The organism is Streptomyces sp. NPDC002845, assembly GCF_053591955.1.
Genome location: NZ_JBSFUU010000035.1, coordinates 42,840 through 65,467 on the forward strand (window position 1 = coordinate 42,840; position 22,628 = coordinate 65,467).

Below are 22,628 nucleotides of genomic sequence, written 5' to 3' on the forward strand. Positions count from 1 at the left end.
GGCCGGTGGACGTCAGCCGAAGATGATGCCGTAGGCCTTGGTGCCGGTGAGGTTGTCGTAGACGACGTCGGCGGTGGCCTTCTTCCAGATCTTGATGCGGAAGGTGTCCGGGGCGTCGGTGAGGGTGATGCGGAAGCCGTATCCGTCGGCGCCGTTGACCGTGCCCGAACCCTGGTACTGGGCGCCGGAGTCGGTGACCACCAGCCAGTCGGACGAGGTGGTCCGGAACTTCAGCCTGTCCGCCCGGAAGTCGAAGGTCGCGTCGCCGCTGGGAACGGTGGCGCCCTTCTTGTAGGCGGCGCCGAAGGAGAAGCCGGCCATACCGGTCAGGGTGGGCTTGGCGGGGTAGGCGCCGGCCGGGGAGGAGATGACGCCGACGCCCGCGATGGGACCGGCCGCACGGTCGTAGACGATCACCTCGGGGAGTTCCGTGCTGTTCCGGCCGCCGTCGTCGTCGGTGACGGTGATCACCGGACGGTGGATGCCCGCCTCGGCGTAGGTGTGGGTGGCTTCGCAGCGGGAGGCCGTGACCGTGCCGGTGGTGGGCTCGGTGCCGTCCTTCCAGTCGACCCGGCAGGTCTGGGTGTCGGCCGTGCCCAGGTCGGTGAAGTCCGCCGTGACCACCGCGCTCTTGCCGGCCGCCACCGGAGCCGGGCCCGTCGCCTCCGTGATCACCGGGGCCGCGTTGTCGACCGTGACAGTGAGCGTGTCGCTGCCGCGGCCGCCGGTCAGGGTGGCCTTGAAGGTGCCGTCGTCGGCGCAGGTGAGAGCGGTGAGGATGGCGTCGGGGTCGGAGAAGGCGCAGGGTGCTCCGTCCTCCACCGTCCACTTGGGGCTGCCGGCTCCGGAGATGGTGCCGGTGAGCGGAATCGCGCTGCCCTCGGTGCCACTGGCGTCCGGACCCGCGTGGACGACGGTGACCGGGTCGATGCTCGTCAGGGTGGGCACGACCTTCTTGATCAGCCCGTCGGCGTCGAACTCCAGCTTGTCGATGGTGGTTTCGCGGTGGGTGCCGTCACCGCCGGGGATGGCGAAGCGGTGGTAGGCGATGTACCAGTCGTCGGTGTTCGGGACGTCGACGACGGAGTGGTGGCCGGGGCCCTTGATCCCGAGGGAGAGGTCCTTCTCCAGGATGATGCCCTGCTTGGTCCAGGGACCGGTCGGGGAGGGCCCGGTGGCGTAGGCGACGCGGTAGTTCTCGTCCCGGGTGTCGTTCTCCGACCACATGAAGTAGTAGGTGCCCTTGCGCTTGATGACGAAGGTGCCCTCGTTGTAGCCGCTCGGGGTGATGTCGGTGACCTTGGAGGCGTCGAAGGAGATCATGTCGTCGTTGAGCGGGACGACGTACGCCCGGCCGTTGCCCCAGTAGAGGTACGACTGGCCGTCGTCGTCGGTGAAGACGGCCGGGTCGATCATCTGGCCGGTGTAGGCGCCGCGGGCGACCAGCGGCTTGCCCAGCGGGTCGGTGAACGGGCCGGTGGGCGAGTCGGACACCGCGACGCCGATGTTCGTGTCGGCGGAGTAGTAGAAGTAGTACTTCCCGTTCTTCTCCGTCGCCGCCGGCGCCCAGGCCCGGCTGTCGGCCCAGCTGATGTCGGGACCGAGGTCGAGGATGACGCCGTGGTCCGTCCAGTGGACCAGGTCGGTGGAGGAGTACGTCTTGAACTGCGTACCGCTCCAGCCCGGGAAGCCGTCGGTGGTGGGGTAGATGTAGAAGGTGTCGCCGAACCTGACGATGTTCGGGTCGGCGTTGAGCCCCGGCAGGACCGGGCTCCTCATCACCAGGGCCTCGACCGTCCAGGTCCGCTTCGCGCCGTCCGAGCCGGTCACTTCGTACGTCACCGGCTCGGTGAAGTCGCGCAGGGTGCCGGAGGCCGGGCTGATGGACGCGCCGTGGGCCAGGGTGAACTCGGGGGCCAGGGCGGTGAGGTCACTGCCCTCGACGAGGGGGAGGGTGATTCTGCTGCCCGCCTCGTCGATGATCGCGTCGGTCTTGAGCGCGGGGTGGGTCGCCCCGGCGATGCCCGTGGTGTTTCCGCTGAGCTCCAGCACCTCGGCCGGCGACAGGGCCCGGTTGTAGATCCGGAAGTCGTCCACCTCGCCGCCGAAGTACGGGTCCGGGGAGTACAGCGACCTGCCGATGTAGCCGGAGTAGCCCTTCGAGGCGTCGTACAGCTCGGACGGCTTGACGGTGACCCCGGTCGCCCGCGCCGCCTCGGCGCCGTCCACGTAGAGGACCGCCGTCTGGGCCGCTCCGTCCACGGTGACGGTGACGTGCTTCCACTCGCCGACGGGGAGCTGGGAGGACCCCGTCATCTGCTTCTCTCCCGACCATGTGGCCTTCGTGATCGCCGAGAACAGCCTGCCGCCGCCGTTGGAGGGGGTGGCGAAGAGGTACTTGTCGCTGTCGGGGCCCAGGCCGAACAGCCACTGGAAGTTGCTCCCGCCCTTCCACTTGACGTGGGTGGAGACGGTGACGCTGTCGGTGTCCTTCAGGACGCCGTTGGGGATCCTGACGTACGGCGAGGTGGTGGAGCTGCTGGAGCCGCCGGACATCTTGAAGGAACCGCCGTCCACACCGGTGCCGAAGTCCGGGGTGCGGACGTAGGTGCCGTGGTAGCCGTGGCCGCTGGAGTCACGGGCGATGCTGCCGCCGGTCTCGTCGAAGTCGTAGCGCAGCACGAGGTCGGCGGGTATGGCGGGGCCTTCCTCGGAGACCGTGACCTCCGCCGTGGCCTTCAGCGCGGCGCCGTCCGGCAGGCTGCCCTGGACGGTGAAGGTGCCGGGCTGCGCGTACGCCGACTCCGGTACGTCCTCCCAGCTGACGGAGACGGGGCGCTCGACGCCGTCGGCGTACCGGGCGAGGACGGTCCCCGGCAGGACGGGGGCGTCGCCGGTGCGCGTCGTCACCGAGACGTCCTCGACGCTCTGCACGAACTGGTCCGCCTGGTAGGTGCGCAGCAGCCGGTCGTACTCGGCCTGGGTCACCGGGAGCACGGTGCCGTGGCGGGGCTTGGCGGGCAGGTCGTAGCCGGTGGACGGGGTCCAGGCGCCGGAGGCGAGGTCGGTCGTCTCGAACGGGATGTAGCCGCGGCCGCCGAACTCGTCGAGGAACGCGTACCACTTCTCCTCGGTGTTGGACTTGAAGATCAGCGGCCCTTCGGCGGCGCTCATCTCCCCCTTGCCGATGCCCTCGGCTACGAAGTCGTAGGAGAGGTCGAGGATCGAGTCGCTCTTCTCGTGGAAGATGAACTTGCTGTTCGGGGTGGAGGAGGTGTTGTTCCGCTCGTCCTTGGAGAGCCGGTGGTAGACGCCGTCGTGCTTGATCATCGTGGAGTCGATGACCGAGTAGCCGCGGTCGACCCAGACCTTGGGCTCGCTGAAGGTGTGGAAGTCCCGGGTGGTGGCGTACATCATCCGGTTGTACGTGCTTCCGGAGTGCTCGGGGTTGTCGTACAGCTTCGAGGCCCAGAAGACCACGTACTCGCCGCGCTCGTCGTCGTAGTACGCCTCCGGCGCCCAGGTGTTGCCGGCCGAGTCCGGCGAGACCTTCACCAGCCGCTGGTCGGTCCAGTTCACCAGGTCGGTGCTCTCCCAGACCATGATCGACTTGCTGCCGGTGCGCTGGGCGGCGTCCCAGTTGCCGTTGCCGAAGATCCGCAGGTCGGTGGCTATCTGGTAGAACTTGTCGCCCTCCGGGGAGCGGATGATGAACGGGTCGCGCAGGCCCTTCTCGCCGAGCGTGGAGGTCAGGACGGGCCTGCCGTCGTTGATCTCCCGGTACTTCAGCGGGTCGTTGCCCTTGCTGAGGGCGAAGTAGACCTGCTCGCCGTCCGAGGTTCCCTCGCCGGTGAAGTAGCTGAACATGTAGCCCTTGAGGGCTTCCCCGGCGGGCAGTTCAGGCACCTTGGCGGTGAACACCCGGGTCGCCTCTGCCTGGCCCTTCGTCACGGTGGCGGTCAGCTCGACCGTGGTGGCGCCGGCACCGTGCGCGGGCCGCTGGACCACGCCGTCCGCCGAGATGACGTCCGGCTTCGCGGAGGACCAGCTGACGGTGGTGCCGGAGTCCCCGTTCGCCGGCAGGGTGAGGTTTCCGCGTACGTCGCCGATGTTGTGGACCACCAGGGCGTCCGCGGCCTCCTGAGCCGTCTGCGCTTCGTCGGGCGCGGCGAGCACCGTGATGGCGAAGGTCTTCGTGTCGGTCACGGTTCCCTTCGTCAGGGTCGCCGTGAGCGTGGCGTGGCCGTCCGGCTCACCGGAGGCGGGGCGGGTCACGACGCCGGTGTCCGACACCACGGAGGGCGTGTCGCTCTGCCAGCTGATCGTGGAGCCGCCGGCCGTGCCGGTCCGGGGCAGCGTCAGGTCGCTGACGACGGCGCCGGTTTCACCGAGGGTGAGGGCGGCCTTGTCGTCGGCGACGCCCTGGGTGGCGACGGGGAGGGAGAGCTGCTCGACCTCCGAGCCGGCCAGCGCGCGGTCGTACACCCGGAAGTCGCGGATCCTGCCCTTGAAGAGCTTGTCGCCGGGGTACACGGACTTGCCGATGTAGTTCGCGGTGGTGGTGCCGGAGCCGATGGCGCCGGGGGTGATGGTGACCGCGGTGTTGCGGGCCACCTCCACGCCGTCCTCGTAGAGGACACCCGTGTTGCCGGTCTGGGTGTAGGTGACCTGCTTCCAGACGGCGCGGGTCAGATTGCGGGACGTGGACGGCCTGGTGGTCTGCTCCGTGGACCAGTTGCCGGTGGCCACGGACGTCCGGAAGCTGTCGCCGGTGGTGAAGAGATACCCGTTGCCGCTGGTGCCGCTGGTGTTGCCGAAACCGTAGATGAAGTACGGCGTGGCCTGGGCGGCGTCGATCCGCACGTCCATCGAGACGCTGATCGAGTCCATGCCGCTCATGATGTTGTCCGGCACCTTGATGTAGGTGTCGGAACCGTTGAACGCGAGCCCCTCACCTGAACCGGACCAGGCCGCGGCGCCGTTGACGGTGCCGTCCCGGCCGTTGCCGGAGGCGTCCGTCGCCACGGTGCCGGAGGCCGCGTCGAGTTTGTACCAGAGGGCCAGGCCGTCGGTGATGTCCAACGCCCGTGCGGGAGCGAGGGGTCCGACGAGGCCCAGGAGCAGCGCGGCCGCGGTCAGTCCGGCGAGCCGGCCCGCCCTACGTCTCGCTCGGCTGCGGGGCCGGGGAATGTGCAGCATGGACAAGTCTCCTCGTCGAGACACGGCGGAGTGCGCGAGGACGGGACGATGGGGAGCTGAGTCTCCTTTCGCGCCCTTCCGGTTACGTCTGTGTGACGTCGCGTTGCGCGAGTGTCGGGCGTGTTGCGCCGGGAGGTCAAGAGGTTTCGAACAATGTCCGACTGGCCGAACGGCCCTCTGTCGTTCACGGCACGCGCCGGACGTGGCAGATCCTCCGCGTCAGGCGCCCTTCGAGAAGCCTGACGACGACCGGGCTCACGCATCGTTCTGATGGTGTGCCGGTGATCTGAAGCGTTGTCAGGCCGATGGCTGGTCGGGGTGGTACTTGGTGCAGCAAGGTGTCGTCGATGCGGTGCTTGTCGCGGAGCCGCACGAAGGTGGGGGGGCGATGTGTGTGTCGGAGGGAGGAGGAGAGCGAGGAGAAGGGCTGCGGGTCCGGTCCCTCTCGATGCGTCGGCAGTTCGTCAGGGTGTTCGAGGGTTGGGGGCCCGTGAGTGGCCGCCTGGTCGGGTCACTGGAGCGTTCGCCGTCAACACCTCGTCCGACTCGGCGTGGATCAGAGAGCCGCAGCGCCCCGCGTACGCCGCCTCCAAGGCCGCCGCATCGCCTCCCGCCGGGGCACGGAGGGCATCCGCTGCCACGCGGTCGCGCCCGGCCCGGGGCTGGGCGGCAAGTCGCCGGGTGTCCTGATCCGCGAGGTCGAACGCGTGGTGGGGTGCCGCCGGTGATCTCCAGGAGCCGTTCGGCCAGTTGGGAGTCGTCTCCTCGCGGAGTGCGCGTGGCTCCCCGTTCCCGCGCGAAGGGGAGTCCGGTCACCCGTGGGCTCGGCGCAGGTCGCGTATGAGGACGGCTCAGCGGTCCAGGTAGGCGAGTTCGGGGAAGTGGCGCTGGTAGGTGTCCAGCAGGCGCTCGGCGACGGCGTACGAGTCGATGAGCGGGTGGATGGTCAGTGCCTTGATCGCGTGGGCGCGCTCGCCGGTGGTGGCGGCGTGGATGACCGCGCGCTCGACCGCCTTGACCGCGCACACCAGGCCGGTGCCGTGGTCGGGGAGTGGGGCTCCGGCGATGGGGTGGGCGCCGTTGGCGTCCACGTGGCAGGGGACCTCGATGACCGCGTCGTCGTCGAGGACGGGGATACGGCCGCGACCCTGGACGTTGAGGATGAGGGTGGTGCGTTCGTCCTGGGCGATGGCACGCATGAGGGAGAGGGCCACCTGTTCGTAGCCGCCGGACTCCAGGTCGCAGGAGTCGCGTTCGCCCATGCCGACGGCGTCGCGGTTCTCCGCCATGTAGGTGGTCTCGCGCTCCAGGCGGGTGGCGTCCCAGGCGTCCCAGGCGGCGCGGGGTGCGGGCGGGGCGCCGTCGGCGGTGCCCATGAAGTCGTAGAAGCGCTGTTGCTGGGAGTGGAGGAAGGCGCCGCGGGTCTGCTCGGCGGCTCGCGCGGAGCGGACCGACTCGCGGTTGAAGTAGTAGTAGTGCAGGTATTCGTTGGGCAGCGCGCCGAGTGTGCGCAGCAGGTCGGCGCCGAAGAGCTTGCCCTCCTCGAAGGAGGTCAGGGCGGTCTCGTTCGCGAACAGGGACGGCAGCAGGTCCCGGCCGTCGGCGTACAGGCCGCACAGCCAGCCCAGATGGTTCAGGCCCACGTAGTCGAGGCGGGTGCGGGCCGGGTCGACGCCCAGCGCACCGGCGACACGGCGGCCGAGGCCCACCGGGGAATCACAGATCCCGATCACGCGGTCGCCGAGGTGGGCGGTCATGGCCTCGGTGACCATGCCGGCGGGGTTGGTGAAGTTGATGACCCAGGCGTCGGGGGCCAGGACGGCGATGCGGCGGGCGATCTCGCGGGCCACCGGGACGGTGCGCAGGCCGTACGAGATGCCGCCCGCGCCGACGGTCTCCTGGCCCAGCACGCCCTCCTCCAGGGCGATCCGTTCGTCCGCCGCGCGCCCGGCGAGTCCGCCGACGCGGATGGCGGAGAACACGAAGTCGCTTCCGGTGACCGCCTCGTCCAGGTCGGTCGTGACGGTGACGACGGGCGGGTCGGGGTGCCCGGCGGCCTGGTCGGCGAGGACCTTGCGGATGGTCGTCAGCCGGGTGGCATCGAGGTCGTACAGGGTCACGTGGGTGACGCGTCCTTTGCTGCGGTCGCCCAGCAGCGCCCGGTAGACCAGCGGGACGCGGAAGCCGCCGCCGCCCAGGATCGTGAGTCTCATACCTCGACCACCTCCACTCCGGCCTCGCGCAGCGAGGTACGGGTCGCCTCGTCGGCCGGGGCGTTGGTCACCACGACGTCGAGGTCTTCCGGCCCGCACACCCGGGCCATGCCGGTGCCGGGAAACTTGCCCGCGTCCGCGAGCAGGACCACCTGGTCGCTGGCGGCGATCATCGCCCGTTTGACGGGCACCTCCACGGCGGTGGTGTCCAGCACCTGGCCGTCGGGGCGGATTCCGCTGGTGCCGAGGAACAGCCGGTCGGCGTGGATCTGCCGCAGGTTGTCCTCGGTGAGGAAGCCGACCAGCGAGCGGTAGTCGCGCCGGACCACGCCGCCCAGCAGGATCAGCTGGACGTCCTTGTCGTCCTGGAGCTCCTCGTAGACGGCCAGGTTGCTGGTGATCACGGTCAGGGACCGCCCGTGCAGGTGGCGGGCCACCCGGTGGGCCGTGGTGCCGATGTCGAGCAGCACCGTCTCGCCGTCCTTCACCAGCTCGGCGCACCAGGCGCCCAGGGCGTCCTTGGCCTCGACCCGGACCGCCGCGACGTCCGCGAACGGGTCGTCCTCGCCGAGGACGGGGACCGCGCCGCCGTAGACGCGTTTGAGCAGTCCCTCGTCCTCCAACTGCGCGAGGTCGCGCCGGATCGTGGCCTGACTCGCCCCGACCTTCTCGGCCAGGGAGATCACGCTGGTGGGACCCTCCTCACGCAGGACGCGCAGGATCAGCTCATGTCTTCGGTCAGGGAGCATGTCGCGACCATACTCGCCAGAGTCGAGCAAAGTCACGCATGAATGTCTCGATCTCTGCTTGACCCTTGTCAAACTCGCGCACCGGGTGCACTCTCTTGCGTAATTCGAGCCAGGCCCGGACCCCACTCCGGTCGGCCGAAGCGGAAGAACGGCGTATTTCGCTGCCACTGACGCGTCGGCACGTCCGTGAGGACCAGCTCACAACGTTCCGGGCGGCGAGGTGCGTCCGCGGAACGCCGACGCACTTCAGCCACCCGCACCCCCGTCGCGCCCGCCGTCGCTCACGACTCGCAGGTCCTTGCCGGACACGCCGAACACCAGGAGAAGACCGTGGACCTTTCCCGCAGACGATTCCTCGAAGCCGCCGTACTCACGGCCGCAACGGCCGGGCTGACCGCGTGCGGCGGCTCCGGGTCGGGCGGCAGCAAGGACAGCAAGAACCTGAAGTTCTGGTACTGGGCCGGAGGCCTGAGCGACCAGACCGTCGCCGACGCCAAGAAGCACTTCTCCGACGTCACCCTGAAGACCTCGGTGATCGGCGGCGACTTCAAGACCAAGCTGCTCACCGGCATGAGGACCGCCCAGACCGCCCCGGACATCACCGGCATCAAGGGCGAGGACATCGCCTCCTTCCTGCCCAACGCCAACCGCTTCCTCGACCTGAACACCCTGGGCATGGACAAGCTGGCGCCCGAGTACCTGTCGTGGAAGCTGAAGCAGGCCACGACCCAGGACGGCAAGGTCATCGGCTTCCCGATCGACATCGGACCCTGCGCGGTGTACTACCGCGAGGACCTCTTCGCCGAGGCGGGGCTGCCCACCGACCCGGCCGAGGTCTCGTCCCAGCTGTCCACCTGGGACGACTACTTCGACGCCGGCGTCGAACTGCGCAAGGCGCTGCCGGAGTCGTTCCTGATCAACAACATCGGTGCCGTGTTCTCCATGGCCGTCGGTCAGGGCACCCAGCGGTTCATCGACGAGGACAACACGTTCATCGGCGACCAGGACCACATCCGTGCGGCCTGGACCACCGCCGTGAAGCCCTACACGCTCGGCATCGACGGCAATATCAACGACAACACCTGGAACGCCGCCATCAGTAACGGCACCGTGGCCACCGGGCTGGGCGCCGCCTGGTACGCGCTGGACATCCAGAACGCGGCACCGGACACCAAGGGCAAGTGGCGGGTGGCGAGCCTGCCGGGCGGGCCGTCCAACCTCGGTGGCTCCTTCCTGTGCATCCCCTCGACCTGCGCCAACCCCGAACTGGCCTTCGAGGTCATCAGCTGGATCCTGAGCCCGGAGAACCAGGCTCGCGGCTTCACCGACGCGGCCCTGTTCCCGACCGCCCCGGCCGCGTACGAACTGCCCGCGCTGACCGGCGGCGACGACTTCTTCGGCGGCCAGAAGACCATCGAGATCTTCGGCCCGGCCGCCGAGAAGATACCCGCCGTGTACGAGGCCCCGGCCGACGCGGCGGTCTCGGCCGCCTACTACAACGAGCTGACCTCCATCGAGGCCAAGGGCAAGGACCCCGAGGACGCCTGGAAGGACGCGGTCAGCCAGGCCAAGCAGATCGCCCAGCGGCAGGGAGTGAAGTGACATGTCGTCAAGCCCGGTAGCCGGCCCGGCCTCCACCGGTCCGTCCTCGGGACCCGCCACCGGACCCTCCGGGCAGTCGGCCCCGGACCGCCGCCGTAGTCCGCGGCGGTCCGGTCGCCGGGTCCGGCCGGTGTCGGCCGGGGGCCGGCACGGGCCGCGACGCGGGATCGCCAGGAACTGGCCGCAGTACCTGGCGGTCTCGCCGTACTACCTGATCTTCTCCGTCTTCATGCTCTTCCCGATGCTCTACACCGTGTACCTGGCGTTCCAGAGATGGGACGGCATCGGGGAGATGGAGTTCGTCGGGCTCCAGCAGTTCCGCTTCCTGTGGGACGACCCGGTGTTCTGGCTGTCGCTGCGCAACACCCTGGTCATCTGGGTGCTGTCCACCGTGCCGATGCTCTTCATGGCGCTGGTGATGGCGGTACTGGTGAACTCGACCCGGCGCTTGACGGCCTTCTACCGGGTCGCCCTGTTCATCCCCAGCATCACCTCGCTGGTGGCCATCGCCATCTTCTTCGGCGCGATCTTCAGCAACAACTTCGGGCTCATCAACGCCGTCCTGCAGGCGGTGAATCTGTCGGCCGTGCCGTGGTTGAGCAACGAATGGACGATCAAGCTGGTGATCTCGGCGCTGATGACCTGGCAGTGGACCGGCTACAACGCCATCATCTACCTGGCCGGCCTCCAGGCGATCCCCTCGGAGCTCTACGAGGCGGCCAGGATGGACGGCGCCGGCCCGGTACGGATCTTCTTCTCCATCACGATCCCCCTCCTGCGGCCCATCATCCTGTTCACCGTGGTCATCTCCACCGTCACCGGCCTGCAGAGTTTCACCGAACCCCAGGTGCTGTTCGGCAGCGACGCGTCCACGAACCCCAACTCCGGCGGGCCGGGCCAGGCGGGCCTGACCACGCTGCTGTACTTCTACCACCAGGCCTTCGACAACAACGACTTCGGCTACGCCGCCGCGATCGTCTGGGCCTTCTTCCTGTTGATCCTGCTTCTCGTCGTCATCAACTGGCGCCTGGTGCAGCGTAAGGAGCGACGGCCGTGAACGACCGGAATCGCAAGCGCCTGAGGGGCCTGAGCGTCCATGTCGTCCTGATGATCTGTGTCGTCGTCTCGGTGTTCCCGTTCTACTGGATCATCGTCATGGCGACCAACACCTCGCAGGACATCTACAGCTACCCGCCGAAGCTGTGGTTCGGCGACAACCTGCTGACCAACATCCAGAACCTGTTCGAGAAGATGGACTTCTTCGGGTCCCTGCTCAACACGGTGATCGTGGCGGTCTGTACGACGCTGCTGGTGCTGTTCTTCGACTCGCTGGCGGCCTTCGCCTTCGCCAAGTACGAATTCCCCGGCAAGAAGTTCCTGTTCGGGCTGCTGCTGGCGATGTACATCCTGCCGACCCAGCTGGCGATCATCCCGCAGTACGAGATCATGGTGCAGCTCGGCTGGCTGGGCACACTCAAGGCGCTCATCGTGCCCGCCGCCGCCAACGCCTTCGGCATCTTCTGGATGCGCCAGTACACCAGCACCGGAGTCCCGGACGAACTGCTGGACGCCGCCCGGATCGAGGGTGCCGGATTCTTCCGCCAGTACTGGCATGTGGTGCTGCCGTGCGTCCGCCCGGCCCTGGCGTTCCTCGGCATCTACACCTTCATCGCCGCCTGGAACGACTACGTCCTGCCGTTGGTGATGCTGGTCAACCCGGACGAGCTGACCCTCCAGGTGGCGCTGGCGCAGCTGTACGCGGGCCACTCCACGGACTACAGCATGGTGATGTCCGGGGTGCTGCTCGCGGTCATCCCGCTGGTGCTGGCGTTCACCTTCTTCGCCCGCGGGTTCATCGCCGACGCCACCAAGGGGGCCTTGCGCTGAGGGCGGACCGGGGCGGGGTGGCGCAGGATGTTGCGTGCTGCGCACGTGGTAGACGTGCGCCGAGCCGTTCGCGCGGCTCTGTGCGCCGGTGACAAGGCGGCGCCGGAAAACTGAGTTCCTGTCAGCACATCCTGATCCCGGGGCGCCCGGGACCCTAGCGTCCGTGGCATGGACATGAGTCGCAGCAGGGGAAGAACGTGGCGAAGCGCCGTACTGGCGGTGCTGCTGATCACCGGGACGCTCACGGCCGCGGCGCCGGGCGCCGGGGCGGACGGGGCGGACAGGGCGCGGACCGAGACGCCGGTGGCCTCGTCGTCCCCGGTCGCCGGGGTGAGCGAGTCGGTGGTGCGGGTGAAGGTGCCGTTGCCGGAGTCGGCCGGGCCCCGTCCGGCCGCGTGCGACTGGCTGTCGTACCTGCGCTACCGCGCCGCCGACGGGCCGGACGCCTCGGCCGACGCCGACCGGATCCTCGTCGCCCAGCCGGGCATCCTGGAAGGGGCGGGGGCGTTCGACAGCGTCGCCCGCAACACGGTGGCAGCCGCCGCCGCACAGGGCCCCCACATCGAGTTCTGGGCCCTGGACCGGCGCTCCAACTGCCTGGAGGACCGCACCGGCATCGCCTCCGGCGACCAGCACACCGCCGTCGACTACTACTACCGCGGCAAGAAGGTCGACGGCCGGGCCTTCGACGGGTTCGTCGGCAACGAGCGGTTGGGATGGATGGCGAGGCTCGGCATCGAGCAGACCGTCCGGGACCAGTACGACCTGCTCACCGCCGAGTTGCCCGACCAGGAGACACGGGGGCGCAAGGTGCTGTGCGGCGGGCACTCGCTGGGCGGCGTGATCACCGGGTACTTCGCGACCGCCGACTTCGACGGCGACCGCACCACCACGACCGACGCGGGACACAACCAGTGCGCCGGCTACTTCGCCCTCGACACCACCGTCTCCACCTCACTGGCCGACCTCAGCGGCAGCATCCCGGACGACACCAACCTGCCCGACATCGGCCTCGGTTACGGCGTGGTGCAGGCCGGACTCGACAGCGGAGTGCTGCCGCGCTCGCTGAACGCGCCGGTGCTGCTCAACCCCGAGACCATGACCCTGCTCGCGATCGCCGGTCTCGGCGCCGTGCGGGACCCCGGCGGTGAGGCCGACCTGCCCCGCTACCTGCCCGCCAACCTCAACATCGAGGCCACCAACCGGTTCCTGTTCTCCAAGGACACCGCCACCTTCCTCACCGGCTCACCGGGGGTGAAGGACTTCCGGCTCACCAACGAGGCGGTGCTCGGGGCGCTGATGGACGACCACTCCGTACCGCTGGCGTTCCTGCAGAGCAGCGTCGGCTTCTTCGACGGCGGGCCTATCGCCGACAAGAACTTCCCCGTCGCCAACGGCGGTGAGGAGCAGCCCGGGCTGTTCGGCACCGAGTACAAGGCCATCCCGGACCGGCCCCGGGGGCCGCTGTACACCTGGCGCAATTACGACCGTGTCGGCGACGCCGACGACCCCGGGTACCTGTCGGCCGACGGCACGTCGTTCACCGACGCAGGCAAGGAGGTCACCGACATCCAGGAACTGGCCCGGAGCCTGGCCGAGCAGCCGCTGGACTTCACCGAGCAGTACTTCCCCACGAAACTGGTCACCGACCTCCAGCTGTCCACCGCGCCGCAGGTGAAGAAGCTCGTCGTCCACCCCGACGGGATCACCGCCAACCCGACCCTCACCGTGCTCGCGGGTGACGGACTGCTGGCGGGCCGCGTCCCGCCCGACCTGCACCCCGTCGTCGCCGACGGCTACCAGCACCTCGACGTGCTGACCGCGGCGCCGGAGCAGAACAACGGCCGTCCCGAGCTCGTCTCCACCGGACTCGCGCGGTTCGCACGGTCACCGCGGTAGCAGCCGACGTACGTCCGTGGGGCCCGGGAGGAGATCCTCCCGGGCCCCACGTGTACCTGCGTTCCGCTCAGACGCTCAGACCTTGCCCGCGGCGAAGGTGGCCGCCGCGTCGGCGTCGTCCCGGTAGCCGAGGTGCGCCCCCACGTCGTCGCCGCCGCTCTCGCAGACGGGATCGCCCTCGGCGCAGAAGTCGATGGTGCGGCTCTCGTACGTGCCGGTGACGCTCTTGCCGAGGGCCCGTATCGGGTTGCCGAACAGCAGCACCGCGGCGACCCTCGGTTCGACCGCGGCGGGCAGGGTGGCCACGATGGGGCTGCCGACCACCGCGCCGGCACTGCTGATTCCTATGGAGTTGTCGACGACGTTCGCGCCCTGCGAATAGCCCACGAGAATGAACCGCTGACTCGGGCACGCGGACGCCTGGCTGTTGACGTGGTTCACCAGATCCCTGTTGCCTTGCGCGGCCGAGGTCAGGGAAAGATTCGCGGGATAATTCACCGCGTAGCTGGACAGGGTTTTTCCGGTCAGTTTGTTCTGCAGCGCGGAAAACACGGGGTCGCCGACGATGAAGCCGAGCGTGCCCGGCTCGAAGGTGCCGCGGGCCGCGACGACCTCGATGTCCGTGCAGGGTGCGGCCGACGCGGTGGGCGCCGAGAGGGTGACGAGTCCGGTCCCGCCGGCCAGCGAGAGCGCGGCGAGACACAAACGGATACGCATGGGGATCCTCCGCGAGTGGGGCGCGTGAAGCGCCTGCGAAAAAGGACGGTCCCGAACGTATTCGCTTGCTTCAGGGGAGTGTTATGGACGGGATTATGGAATTGTCGAGGATTTTTGTCGCCGTTTGAGTATCGGGATCATTTCTGTCATGCGCGTCATGGCGCGGCGGGATCATTTCTCCTGCGTCCGCAGTGATTCGGCGCGTAACGCGAGAATCAGATCGAGGCGGGTGCCGGGATCGTGCAGCGCGTCGCCGAACAGCTTCTCCAGCTGGCGCAGCCGGTAGCGGACCGTCTGCGGGTGGATGTGCAGCCGGGCGGCGACATCGGGCACGTTGCTGCCGCTGAGCAGCCAGGCGAGCAGTGTCTCGGCGAGCCGGACGCGCTGCCCCGCCGAGACCTCGTCGAGCGGGGCGAGGACGCCTGTCTGGAGCTGGGCGAGCAGCGGCTCGTCGCCGTGCAGCAGCAGCGTGGACAGGTGGTCGGCGCACCGCACCACGCCCTGGCGGGGAAGGATCCCGCGGCCCATCAGCCCCAGGGCCCGCGTGGCCCAGCGCAGCGACTGCGCGGCCTCGGTGAGCGGCACCGTCGGCCCGATCGCGGCGGGGCGGCCGCCCAGCGCGAGCGCGAACGCCCGGCCGCCGAAGCGCCCGGTGCGGTCCGGGTCGGGCACCAGCATGCGCGGCGGCCGTGACTCCATGTCCGCCAGCGTGCCCGCCGTCAGCAACGGCCGGTCCTCCTCCCTCCGGTCCGGTGCGGCCGCGAGCGCGACGACGGCGACCTGCCGAGGCACCGGCCACCGTGCGCCGTGCGCCAGGTCCTGCACGGCTTCCGGGGTCACCGGCCCCTCGCCCAGGAGCAGGTCGAGCAGGCGCCGACGCCGCCGCTCCACCTCGTCCGCACTGTGCAGCTGGGCCTCCGCGTACCCGGCCGCGGCCGCCTCCGCGACCTCGTGCACCGTCCGGAACGCGAGCTCGCCCAGCGCGGCCACGACGGTCGAGTCCAGCCCGACTTCCTCCGCCGTACGCCCCAACAGCCGCCAGGCGTGCATCCCGCCGACGCGCAGCGCGGACTGCAGCGCATCCAGACTGAGGCCCTCCAGGGCCACTCCGCGCCCGAGTTCGTAGTACGTCGCGGCGATCGCCTTGCCGTTGTCGCGCGGGTCGGCGATGTGGTCGACGAACAGGGTCAGCGCCTGCACCACCCCGGCCCTCAGGTTTCTGCGGTACGGGCCGTCGTGGGCGTACTCGGGAACCTGGCGGAGGACCTCTGCCTCCACCTCGTCCGCGACGGACATCAGCCGGGTACGCAGCAGCCGGGCCAGGTCGGGCGGCACCGGCGGGGCCCCGGGACCGTCCGGGACGTCGTACGGGGTGGGGACAGCCATCGCGGACACTCCTTTCACCCGGAAGCGGCTCATCCGCGCACTGTTGCCCGTGGGACGAGCGGGATGTCCTGTGTTGGACGGACGGCCACTCCGCTCCGTTCCGTGCCCCCGTGGCACCGACATCACTCCGGTACGCCCAGCGCACGGGCGAGCATCGGCCAAGACGCGGTGAACTCCCGTCTCCAGTAGACCCAGCTGTGTCCTCCTCCCGCGTAGTAGTGGGTGGTCACCGGGATACGCAGGCGCCCGAGCACGCCGGTGAAGGCGTGGGCGGAGGGCCACAGCGCGCTCTCCAGCGCCTCGGGCAGCGGATCAACGCCGCCGCCGAACAGTCCGCTCCCGTTGGAGACGTACAGGGCGGTGCCGCGCAGCCCCTCGGCGCGGGTACGGGGGTTGAAGTCACGCCAGGTGGCGAAGTCCCGGAGCGGATGACCCCAGAGCGACGCGGACGGCAGGCTCTCCCGAGTCACGATGGCGTTGACAATGGCGGGCACGCCGGGCGCGGTCGTGTCGAGGACACCGCTGTAGGCGGCCGCGGCGGTGAACGCGCCCGGGTGTCGGGCAGCGTGCGCCATCGCACCGTAGCCACCGGTGGAGACACCGGCGACGGCCTGCACGCCGGAGGCCCGGAAGTCACGGGCGAGCAGCGCCGGAACCTCCTGGACCTGGAACGTCTCGTAGTCGGGGCCGCCGCGCCAGGCGCTGGGGATGCCGGTGGGGCCCGCGTCCGGCATCGCCACGATCAGGTCGCGGCCCTCGGTGAAGGCCTCGACTCCGGTCTCCCGGGTCCAGGAGTTGTAGTCGTCGTGGGCGCCGTGCAGCAGATACAGCACGGGGTAGGTCCGCCCGGGCTCCGCGTCGAAGCCCGACGGCAGGATCAGCCGCACCGGCGCGGCACGGCCCAGCGCGGCGGAGGACACGGACAGGTCAAGGGTGCGCGGTCCGAGCCGGGTCGCCGCGCGGGCGCGGCCGGTGGCGGTCGCGGCGCCGAACAGGACGGCCAGACCGGCGGCGGCCGTCACCTTGGCGACGGTGCGGCGGGACACGGCGGTGGTGTGCGGGGACACGGCGGTAGTGCGGTCGGGCATGGCGGCTCCTCGGGTTCCGGTTCACGGGGCCCGCTCGGCGGGCACCCGGCTCAGATGGGCGGCGATCTCGTCGACGTGCGGCGGGTCGAGCAGCGAGAGGTGGTGCCCGGCCACCGGCACGACCTCCAGACGCGGGCACACCTCGTCCCAGCCGAGCGCCTTGTCGTCCCGCTCGTACGCCGGATCGCGCACCGTGTGCGGAGCGGGCTCGGTGGCCCGGTAGAGGACCACCCGGCCGTCGTACCGGCCCGGCCGGTGCGCCTCGCCGATGCTCAGGTCCAGGTAGGAGGCGCGCTGGTGCTCCAACGCGGCGGACGGCACGTCGGCGGCCTCGCGCAAGATCCGCAGCACGGTGTCGATACGGTTTTCGTCGTCGTCCATCGTCACGAGGTCGTCGTACGGCAACTCCAGCCGCACACCGTAGGTTTCGGCGACGTGGTCGGCGAAGCCCTCGAAGTGGGCCCGGACGCGGTCGGCCCGTGTCAGGCCGGGCCGGGGGAGGGGGCGTACCGAGTCGATGAGCACCAGCAGGTCCACCGTCCGCCCCGCGGCCGCCAGTTGCCGCGCGGTCTCCTGGGCGACGAAGCCGCCGAAGGACCAACCACCCAGCAGCAAAGGCCCGTCGGGGTGCGCGGAGCGGATCGCTTCGACGTAGCGCCGTGCCTTGCCGGGCACCGTGCGCGCCTCCTCGACCAGGTCGAGTCCGTACACCGGCTGCTCTTCGCCGAGCCGTTCGGCGAGCGGCCGGTACACGGTGGTCGGTCCCCCGGCGGCGTGCACGAGGAACAGCGGGGGCCGGGAGCCGGTGGCGCGCAGGGGACGCAGGGGCACGCCACCGGCCGACTGGGGGAGGGCCTGCTCGATACGGGTGGCCGCCTCGGTGACGGTGGCGGCGCCGAGCAGGTCGCGCAAGGGCAGCTCGATGCCGAACTCGCGCTCCACGGCCGTACGGATGCGGACGGCCATGAGGGAGTCCAGGCCGAGGCCGGTGAACGCGGTGGCCGGGGTGATGCGGGACGGCGCGTGGCCGGTGACGGCGGCGATGTGGTGGGTCAGGCGGGCCAGGACCGGGGAGAGCTCCGCCGTGTGCGCGTGGCCACCGGCGGGTTCCGCTGCGTCCGCGCTGCCACTGACGTGACGCTCGACGGCCGCCGATCTGCCGGTCGCCGCAGATATGCCTGTCGGTCCCGGTATCGCCGGTGCGCCCGCCGCCCCGGTCCTCCCGTCCGTCCACCAGTGCCGCACATGCCGCCAGCGCGGTGCGGGCACGTCGACGACCCGGCCGGGCGGGAGCGGCAGCCGCTGCCCCGCCGCATACAGGGCACCCAACCGCGAGACGAACGCGGCGGTACCGTCCGCGTCGCGGCGCAGCGTGGCCAGGGCGAGCGCGTCGGGCACCGTGTCGGTGACGGCGCCGGTGAGGACCGGGTGGGGCGAGATCTCGACGAACGCCGTGTGCCCGTCGGACGCGGCTGCCGCGACGGCCCGGTCCAGGCGCACGGGCCGCCGCAGGTTGGCGGCCCAGTGGGCGGCGTCGAACGCGCTCGCGTCACGCGGGTCGTCGAGGACGGTGGAGTACACGGGCACGCGCGGCCGACGGCCCTTCACACAGGCCAGCGCGCGGGTCAGCTCCGGCAGCAGCGCCTCGACCTGCGGGGAGTGCCCGGCGCCGACGACCCGCAGGGACCGGACGGCCCGGCCCTCCTTCTCCAGCCGGCTCACCAGAGGGCCCACCGCCGCCTCCTCCCCCGTGACGACCTTCTGCCGCGGCGAGGAGTGGACGGCGACGTGCACGCCCGGGAAGTCCCGTTCCAGGGCGTCGAGTTCGGAGTCGTCCAGTTCGACGACGGCCATCGCACCGCCGCGCAGCCCGCTCAGCAGCCGGGCGCGTACGGCGATGACCCGCGCCCCGTCCGACACGTTCAGGGCACCCGCGCACACGGCGGCGGCGACCTCGCCCATGGAGTGGCCGATCACGGCGGCGGGCTCGACACCGTACGAGCGCCACAGTTCGGCGAGCGCCAACTGCAGCCCGAACAGGACGGGTTGGGCGGTCTCCAGCCGGTCAAGGCCGGTCCCGGACGCCAGGTGGTCGTACAGGGACAGGCCGCACTCGGCGGCGAGCTGCGGGTCGAGTTTCTCCACGGCGGCGGCGAACGCGGGCTCCTCGGCCAGCAGCCGCCGCCCCATGCCGGGCCACTGGCCGCCGTACCCGGAGAAGACCCACACCGTGCCGCGTCCGACGAGGTCGCGGTCACCCGTCACGACCCGCGCGTCCGGACGCCCCGCCGCCAACGCCCCCAGGGCGTCCGCGAGTTCGGCACGGTCACGGGCCACGACGGCGGCGCGCACGGGTCCGCGTCCGGTGCGCCCGGCGAGTGTGCGGGCCACGTCGGCGGGGTGAGCGGCGCTGGTGCGCACCCAGTCGGCGAGCCGGACGGCGGTGTCCCGGACCCGCTCGGCGTCGGCGTCGGAGAGGAGGTGGAGGCGGGCGGCGGGCTCGTCGGCCGGGGACGACAGCGGATCGACGGGACGCCATTCCTCCAGGACCGCATGGGCGTTGGTGCCGCCGAAGCCGAACCCCGAGACCCCGGCGGTGGCCGTGCCGCCGTAGCGGGGCCACGGCTCGGGTTCGGTCACCACCCGCAGCCGGGCGTCGCGCAGGGCGCTGCCGTCCGCGCAGTGCAGGGAGGGCGGGACGAGGTCGTGGTGCAGGGCGAGCACCGTCTTCACCAGCCCGGCGACGCCCGCCGCGGACTCCAGGTGGCCGAGGTTGCCCTTGACGGAGCCCAGCAGCAGCGGCTGGTCGGGGTCGCGGCCGGGGCCGAGCACCGCGCCGAGCGCGCCCGCCTCGATCGGGTCGCCCAGCGGGGTGCCGGTGCCGTGCGCCTCGACGTGGTCGACGTGCGCCGGGGTGAGCCCGGCCCGCGCGTAGGCGGCCTCCAACAGGGCCCGCTGGGCAGCCGGGTTGGGCGCCATGAGGCCGTTGGAGCGGCCGTCGGAGTTGACGGCCGTCGTACGGATGACCGCCAGCACCCGGTCACCGTCCCGCTCGGCGTGGGACAGCCGCTTCAGGATCACGGCAGCACAGCCCTCGCCGCGCCCGATGCCGTCGGCCGCCGCCGAGAACGGCTTGCACCGCCCGTCCGCCGCGAGGGCGCCCGCCCGCCGGAAGGCGACGGTGACGGCGGGCGACAGCAGCAGGTTGACCCCGGCGGCGATCGCCGTGTCGCTCTCGCCCGCCCACAGGCTGACGCAGGCATGGTGCACGGCGACCAGCGAGGAGGAGCAGGCGGTGTCCACGGCCAGGCTCGGCCCACGGGTGTCCAGGACGTACGCCAGCCGGCCCGCGGTGACGCTGAGAGCCGCACCTGCCGGTGCCCACGGGTCGACGGCGGCCGGGTCGGCGCCGGTGAGCTGCCCGTACTCCGGGGCGGAGACGCCGACGAACACGCCCGTGGCCGTGCCCGCCAGGGAGGCGGCCGGGACGGCGGCGTGGTCGAGCGCCTCGTGCACGACCTCCAACAGGATCCGCTGCTGGGGGTCCATCACCGCGGCCTCGCGCGGCGTGATGCGGAAGAAGTCCGCGTCGAACCCGGCGATGTCGTCGAGATAGCCGCCGTAGGGGTCGGCGTCGACGGGCGGAAAGGCGGTGAAGTCGCGCCACCGGTCCTCCGGTACGCGCCGGATCGCGTCGACACCCTCGCGCAGCAGCCGCCAGTAGTCGTCCGGGCCGTGCACCCCGCCGGGCAGCCGGCAGCCGACACCGACGACCGCGACGGGTTCACCGGCCGAGCCGGACGCCCTCACGAGCGGCGCGGGACCGGCGGCCGTGCCGCACAGACGCGCCACCAGAGCGTCGCCGGTGGGCGCCTCCCACAACAGCGTCGGCGGCAGCTCGCAGCCCGTGGCGCGGGACAGCTCCCCGGCCAGGGCGACCGCGTCCCGCGAGGACATGCCGAGCTCCGCGAGCTGACGGTCCATCGGGACGTCCTCGGGTGCGGTGCCGTACCACGCGGCCACCCGCTCGGCGATCAGGCGGCGCAGCGCGCTCGCGTCGGCGGGCCTCATCCCGTGACCCCCGCCGTCGCATCGGCAGGCGAGGCGTACGACCCCTCCAGGTAGCGCGCGCGGGTCAGCGCCCGCGACACCTTGCCGCTGGAGGTACGGGCCACCGCGCCCGGCGGGACGAGGACGACGTCGGCGAGCCGCAGCCCGTGCCGGGCGGAGACGGCGCCGCGCACGGCGCGCGCCACCCCCGGCACGTCGAGGTCGGCGAGGGCCGCGCTCCGTACGTGCTCGGCCACGACGACGACCCGCTCACCCGCGCCGCCGGGCACGGCGAAGGCGGCGAGCCGGTCGCGGCGCACGGCCGGGTGCGCGTCCTGGGCCGTGGTCTCGACGTCCTGCGGGTAGTGGTTGCGGCCGTCGACGATGACGAGGTCCTTCAGCCGGCCGGTGACGATCAGCTGCCCGTCCAGCACCGCGCCCAGGTCGCCGGTGCGCAGCCACGGTCCGGGGCCGGCCGCGGCGTCGGCGAACTCGCCGTCGAAGCCGTCGTCCCCCCGGTTCCAGTAGCCACGGCCGACGTTGGGGCCCCGCACCCAGATCTCGCCGACCTCACCCTCCGGCAGCACGGTCCGCGTCACGGGGTCCGCGACACGGACCCGCTGGCCCACCGGGGTGCCGCAACCGGCCAGCAGCACCGCTCCGGGGTCGTCGGGCCGCGCGGACAGGGCCTTCCCGGCGGCGAGGGCGTCACGGTCGAGGGCGAACCTGCGCAACGGCTCGCCCGGCCGGGCGGCACTGACGAAGACGGTGGCCTCGGCGAGACCGTACGAGGGGCAGTGGGTGCCGGGGGAGAGCCCCTGGTCGGCGAAGGCGGCGTGGAAGCGGTCGGCCGTGCCGGGGCGGACCGGCTCGCTGCCGTTGATCAGCGCGGTGACCCCGTCGAGCCGGAGGTCCGCCTTCTGGGCGTCGGTGACGGCGGAGACGCAGTAGTCGTAGGCGAAGTTGGGCGCTGCGCTGATGGCACGCGGATGCGCGGCGAGCAACCGCAGCCAGCGCACCGGCTCGTGCAGGAACGCGGCCGGGTCCATCAGCACCGACAGCAGACCGCGTACGACGGGGGCGGCGACGCTGAGCACAAGACCCATGTCGTGGTAGAGCGGCAGCCAGCCCACGCAGGTCACCGGATGCGCGTCCGCGCCGTACGCGCTCAGCGCCTGCCCGGCGTTGGCGACGACGTTGGCGTGGGTGATCTCCACGCCCGCCGGGGCGCGGGTCGAGCCCGAGGTGTACTGGAGGTAGGCGGTCGCCCCCTCGTCCGGCGCGGCCGGTCGCCAGTCCCGCGCGGCGTCGTCGGGCACCAGATCCGCGACGACGACCGGCACCCGTTCCCCGCCGCCGAAGCTCCTCACCTCCTCCACGGCGCGGCTCGTGGTCACGACGGCCGCGGGGCGCGCGTCGGCCAGGACACCCGTGAGCCGGTCCGCGTGCCCGGGCAGATCGGGGGGATACAGCGGTACGGCGACCATCCCGGCGGCGAGCGCCGCGAGGAACCCGGTGACGTACTCGGTGCCCTGCGGACACAGCAGCGCGACCCGCGCCCCGGGTTCGGCCTCCTCGGCGAGGCGGGCGGCGAGCGCGCGCACCCGCAGGTCCAGCCGCCGCCAGGTCAGGGTGCGGTGGACGCCGCGCGAGTGCGGTGCGGGGTGCTCGACGAAGGTGAACGCCCGGCGGTCGGGGATGGTTTCGGCCCAGTGCCGCACATACTCGGGCAGGGTGCGGCAGGCGGGCGCGAGCGGGGGACGGCGGCTCTCCATCTGGCGGGACTCCTCATGTCGCGGGATCGGCTTGGCGGGTCCTTGACCGGCTGGAAACGGGCC

Annotated in this window: 13 protein-coding genes; 5 read left to right on the forward strand and 8 right to left on the reverse strand. The window is 71.2% G+C overall.

Annotated elements, in window-relative coordinates:
- Positions 1-12 precede the first annotated feature (12 nt).
- The gene (locus ACWD3C_RS25145) at positions 13-5,199 is read right to left on the reverse strand and encodes a family 43 glycosylhydrolase (RefSeq protein WP_451147548.1); all 5,187 of its coding nucleotides are present in this window, start codon (positions 5,197-5,199) and stop codon (positions 13-15) included.
- Between the two features lie 551 nt (positions 5,200-5,750).
- Here ACWD3C_RS25145 and ACWD3C_RS25150 point away from each other — a divergent pair.
- Positions 5,751-5,927 (forward strand): hypothetical protein, encoded by a 177-nt coding sequence (locus tag ACWD3C_RS25150; protein WP_451147550.1) that lies wholly within the window; start codon positions 5,751-5,753, stop codon positions 5,925-5,927.
- A 123-nt stretch (positions 5,928-6,050) separates the two neighbouring features.
- On the opposite strand, the gene ACWD3C_RS25155 is transcribed toward ACWD3C_RS25150, so the two are convergent.
- Positions 6,051-7,412 carry a 6-phospho-beta-glucosidase gene (locus ACWD3C_RS25155; protein ID WP_451147552.1) on the reverse strand — a complete coding sequence of 454 codons (1,362 nt, stop codon included), beginning with the start codon at positions 7,410-7,412 and terminating at the stop codon, positions 6,051-6,053.
- Entirely contained in the window at positions 7,409-8,161 is a 753-nt protein-coding gene (locus tag ACWD3C_RS25160; protein ID WP_451147554.1) for a DeoR/GlpR family DNA-binding transcription regulator, read from the reverse strand. Before ACWD3C_RS25160 ends, ACWD3C_RS25155 begins: the two co-directional genes overlap by 4 nt.
- Before the next feature lie 330 nt (positions 8,162-8,491).
- Between ACWD3C_RS25160 and ACWD3C_RS25165 the strand changes: the two genes are divergently transcribed.
- The 4 genes from ACWD3C_RS25165 (at position 8,492) to ACWD3C_RS25180 (ending at position 13,549) form a co-directional block, all read left to right on the forward strand.
- Positions 8,492-9,763 (forward strand): ABC transporter substrate-binding protein, encoded by a 1,272-nt coding sequence (locus tag ACWD3C_RS25165; protein ID WP_451147556.1) that lies wholly within the window; start codon positions 8,492-8,494, stop codon positions 9,761-9,763.
- A gap of 1 nt (position 9,764) precedes the next feature.
- Positions 9,765-10,820, forward strand: a complete 1,056-nt coding sequence (locus ACWD3C_RS25170) for a carbohydrate ABC transporter permease (protein ID WP_451147558.1) — start codon at positions 9,765-9,767, stop codon at positions 10,818-10,820.
- 50 nt (positions 10,821-10,870) lie between these two features.
- The gene (locus ACWD3C_RS25175) at positions 10,871-11,650 is read left to right on the forward strand and encodes a carbohydrate ABC transporter permease (protein ID WP_451147633.1); all 780 of its coding nucleotides are present in this window, start codon (positions 10,871-10,873) and stop codon (positions 11,648-11,650) included.
- Between the two features lie 168 nt (positions 11,651-11,818).
- Positions 11,819-13,549 (forward strand): hypothetical protein, encoded by a 1,731-nt coding sequence (locus ACWD3C_RS25180; protein WP_451147560.1) that lies wholly within the window; start codon positions 11,819-11,821, stop codon positions 13,547-13,549.
- A 75-nt stretch (positions 13,550-13,624) separates the two neighbouring features.
- Here the strand turns inward: ACWD3C_RS25180 and ACWD3C_RS25185 are convergent, their stop codons facing one another.
- The 5 genes from ACWD3C_RS25185 to ACWD3C_RS25205 all read right to left on the reverse strand — a co-directional run bounded on the left by ACWD3C_RS25185 (position 13,625) and on the right by ACWD3C_RS25205 (position 22,565).
- A complete protein-coding gene (locus tag ACWD3C_RS25185) occupies positions 13,625-14,266 on the reverse strand; it encodes a cutinase family protein (protein ID WP_451147562.1) in 642 nt (213 codons plus the stop codon).
- 171 nt (positions 14,267-14,437) lie between these two features.
- Entirely contained in the window at positions 14,438-15,652 is a 1,215-nt protein-coding gene (locus tag ACWD3C_RS25190) for a PucR family transcriptional regulator (protein ID WP_451147564.1), read from the reverse strand.
- 122 nt (positions 15,653-15,774) lie between these two features.
- On the reverse strand, positions 15,775-16,740 hold the full coding sequence (locus ACWD3C_RS25195) for an alpha/beta hydrolase (protein WP_451147566.1): 966 nt from the start codon (positions 16,738-16,740) through the stop codon (positions 15,775-15,777).
- A gap of 21 nt (positions 16,741-16,761) precedes the next feature.
- Positions 16,762-20,811 carry a beta-ketoacyl synthase N-terminal-like domain-containing protein gene (locus ACWD3C_RS25200; protein WP_451147568.1) on the reverse strand — a complete coding sequence of 1,350 codons (4,050 nt, stop codon included), beginning with the start codon at positions 20,809-20,811 and terminating at the stop codon, positions 16,762-16,764.
- Entirely contained in the window at positions 20,808-22,565 is a 1,758-nt protein-coding gene (locus ACWD3C_RS25205; protein WP_451147570.1) for a fatty acyl-AMP ligase, read from the reverse strand. The genes ACWD3C_RS25200 and ACWD3C_RS25205 overlap by 4 nt, the downstream gene beginning before the upstream one ends.
- Between the last annotated feature and the right edge of the window lie 63 nt (positions 22,566-22,628).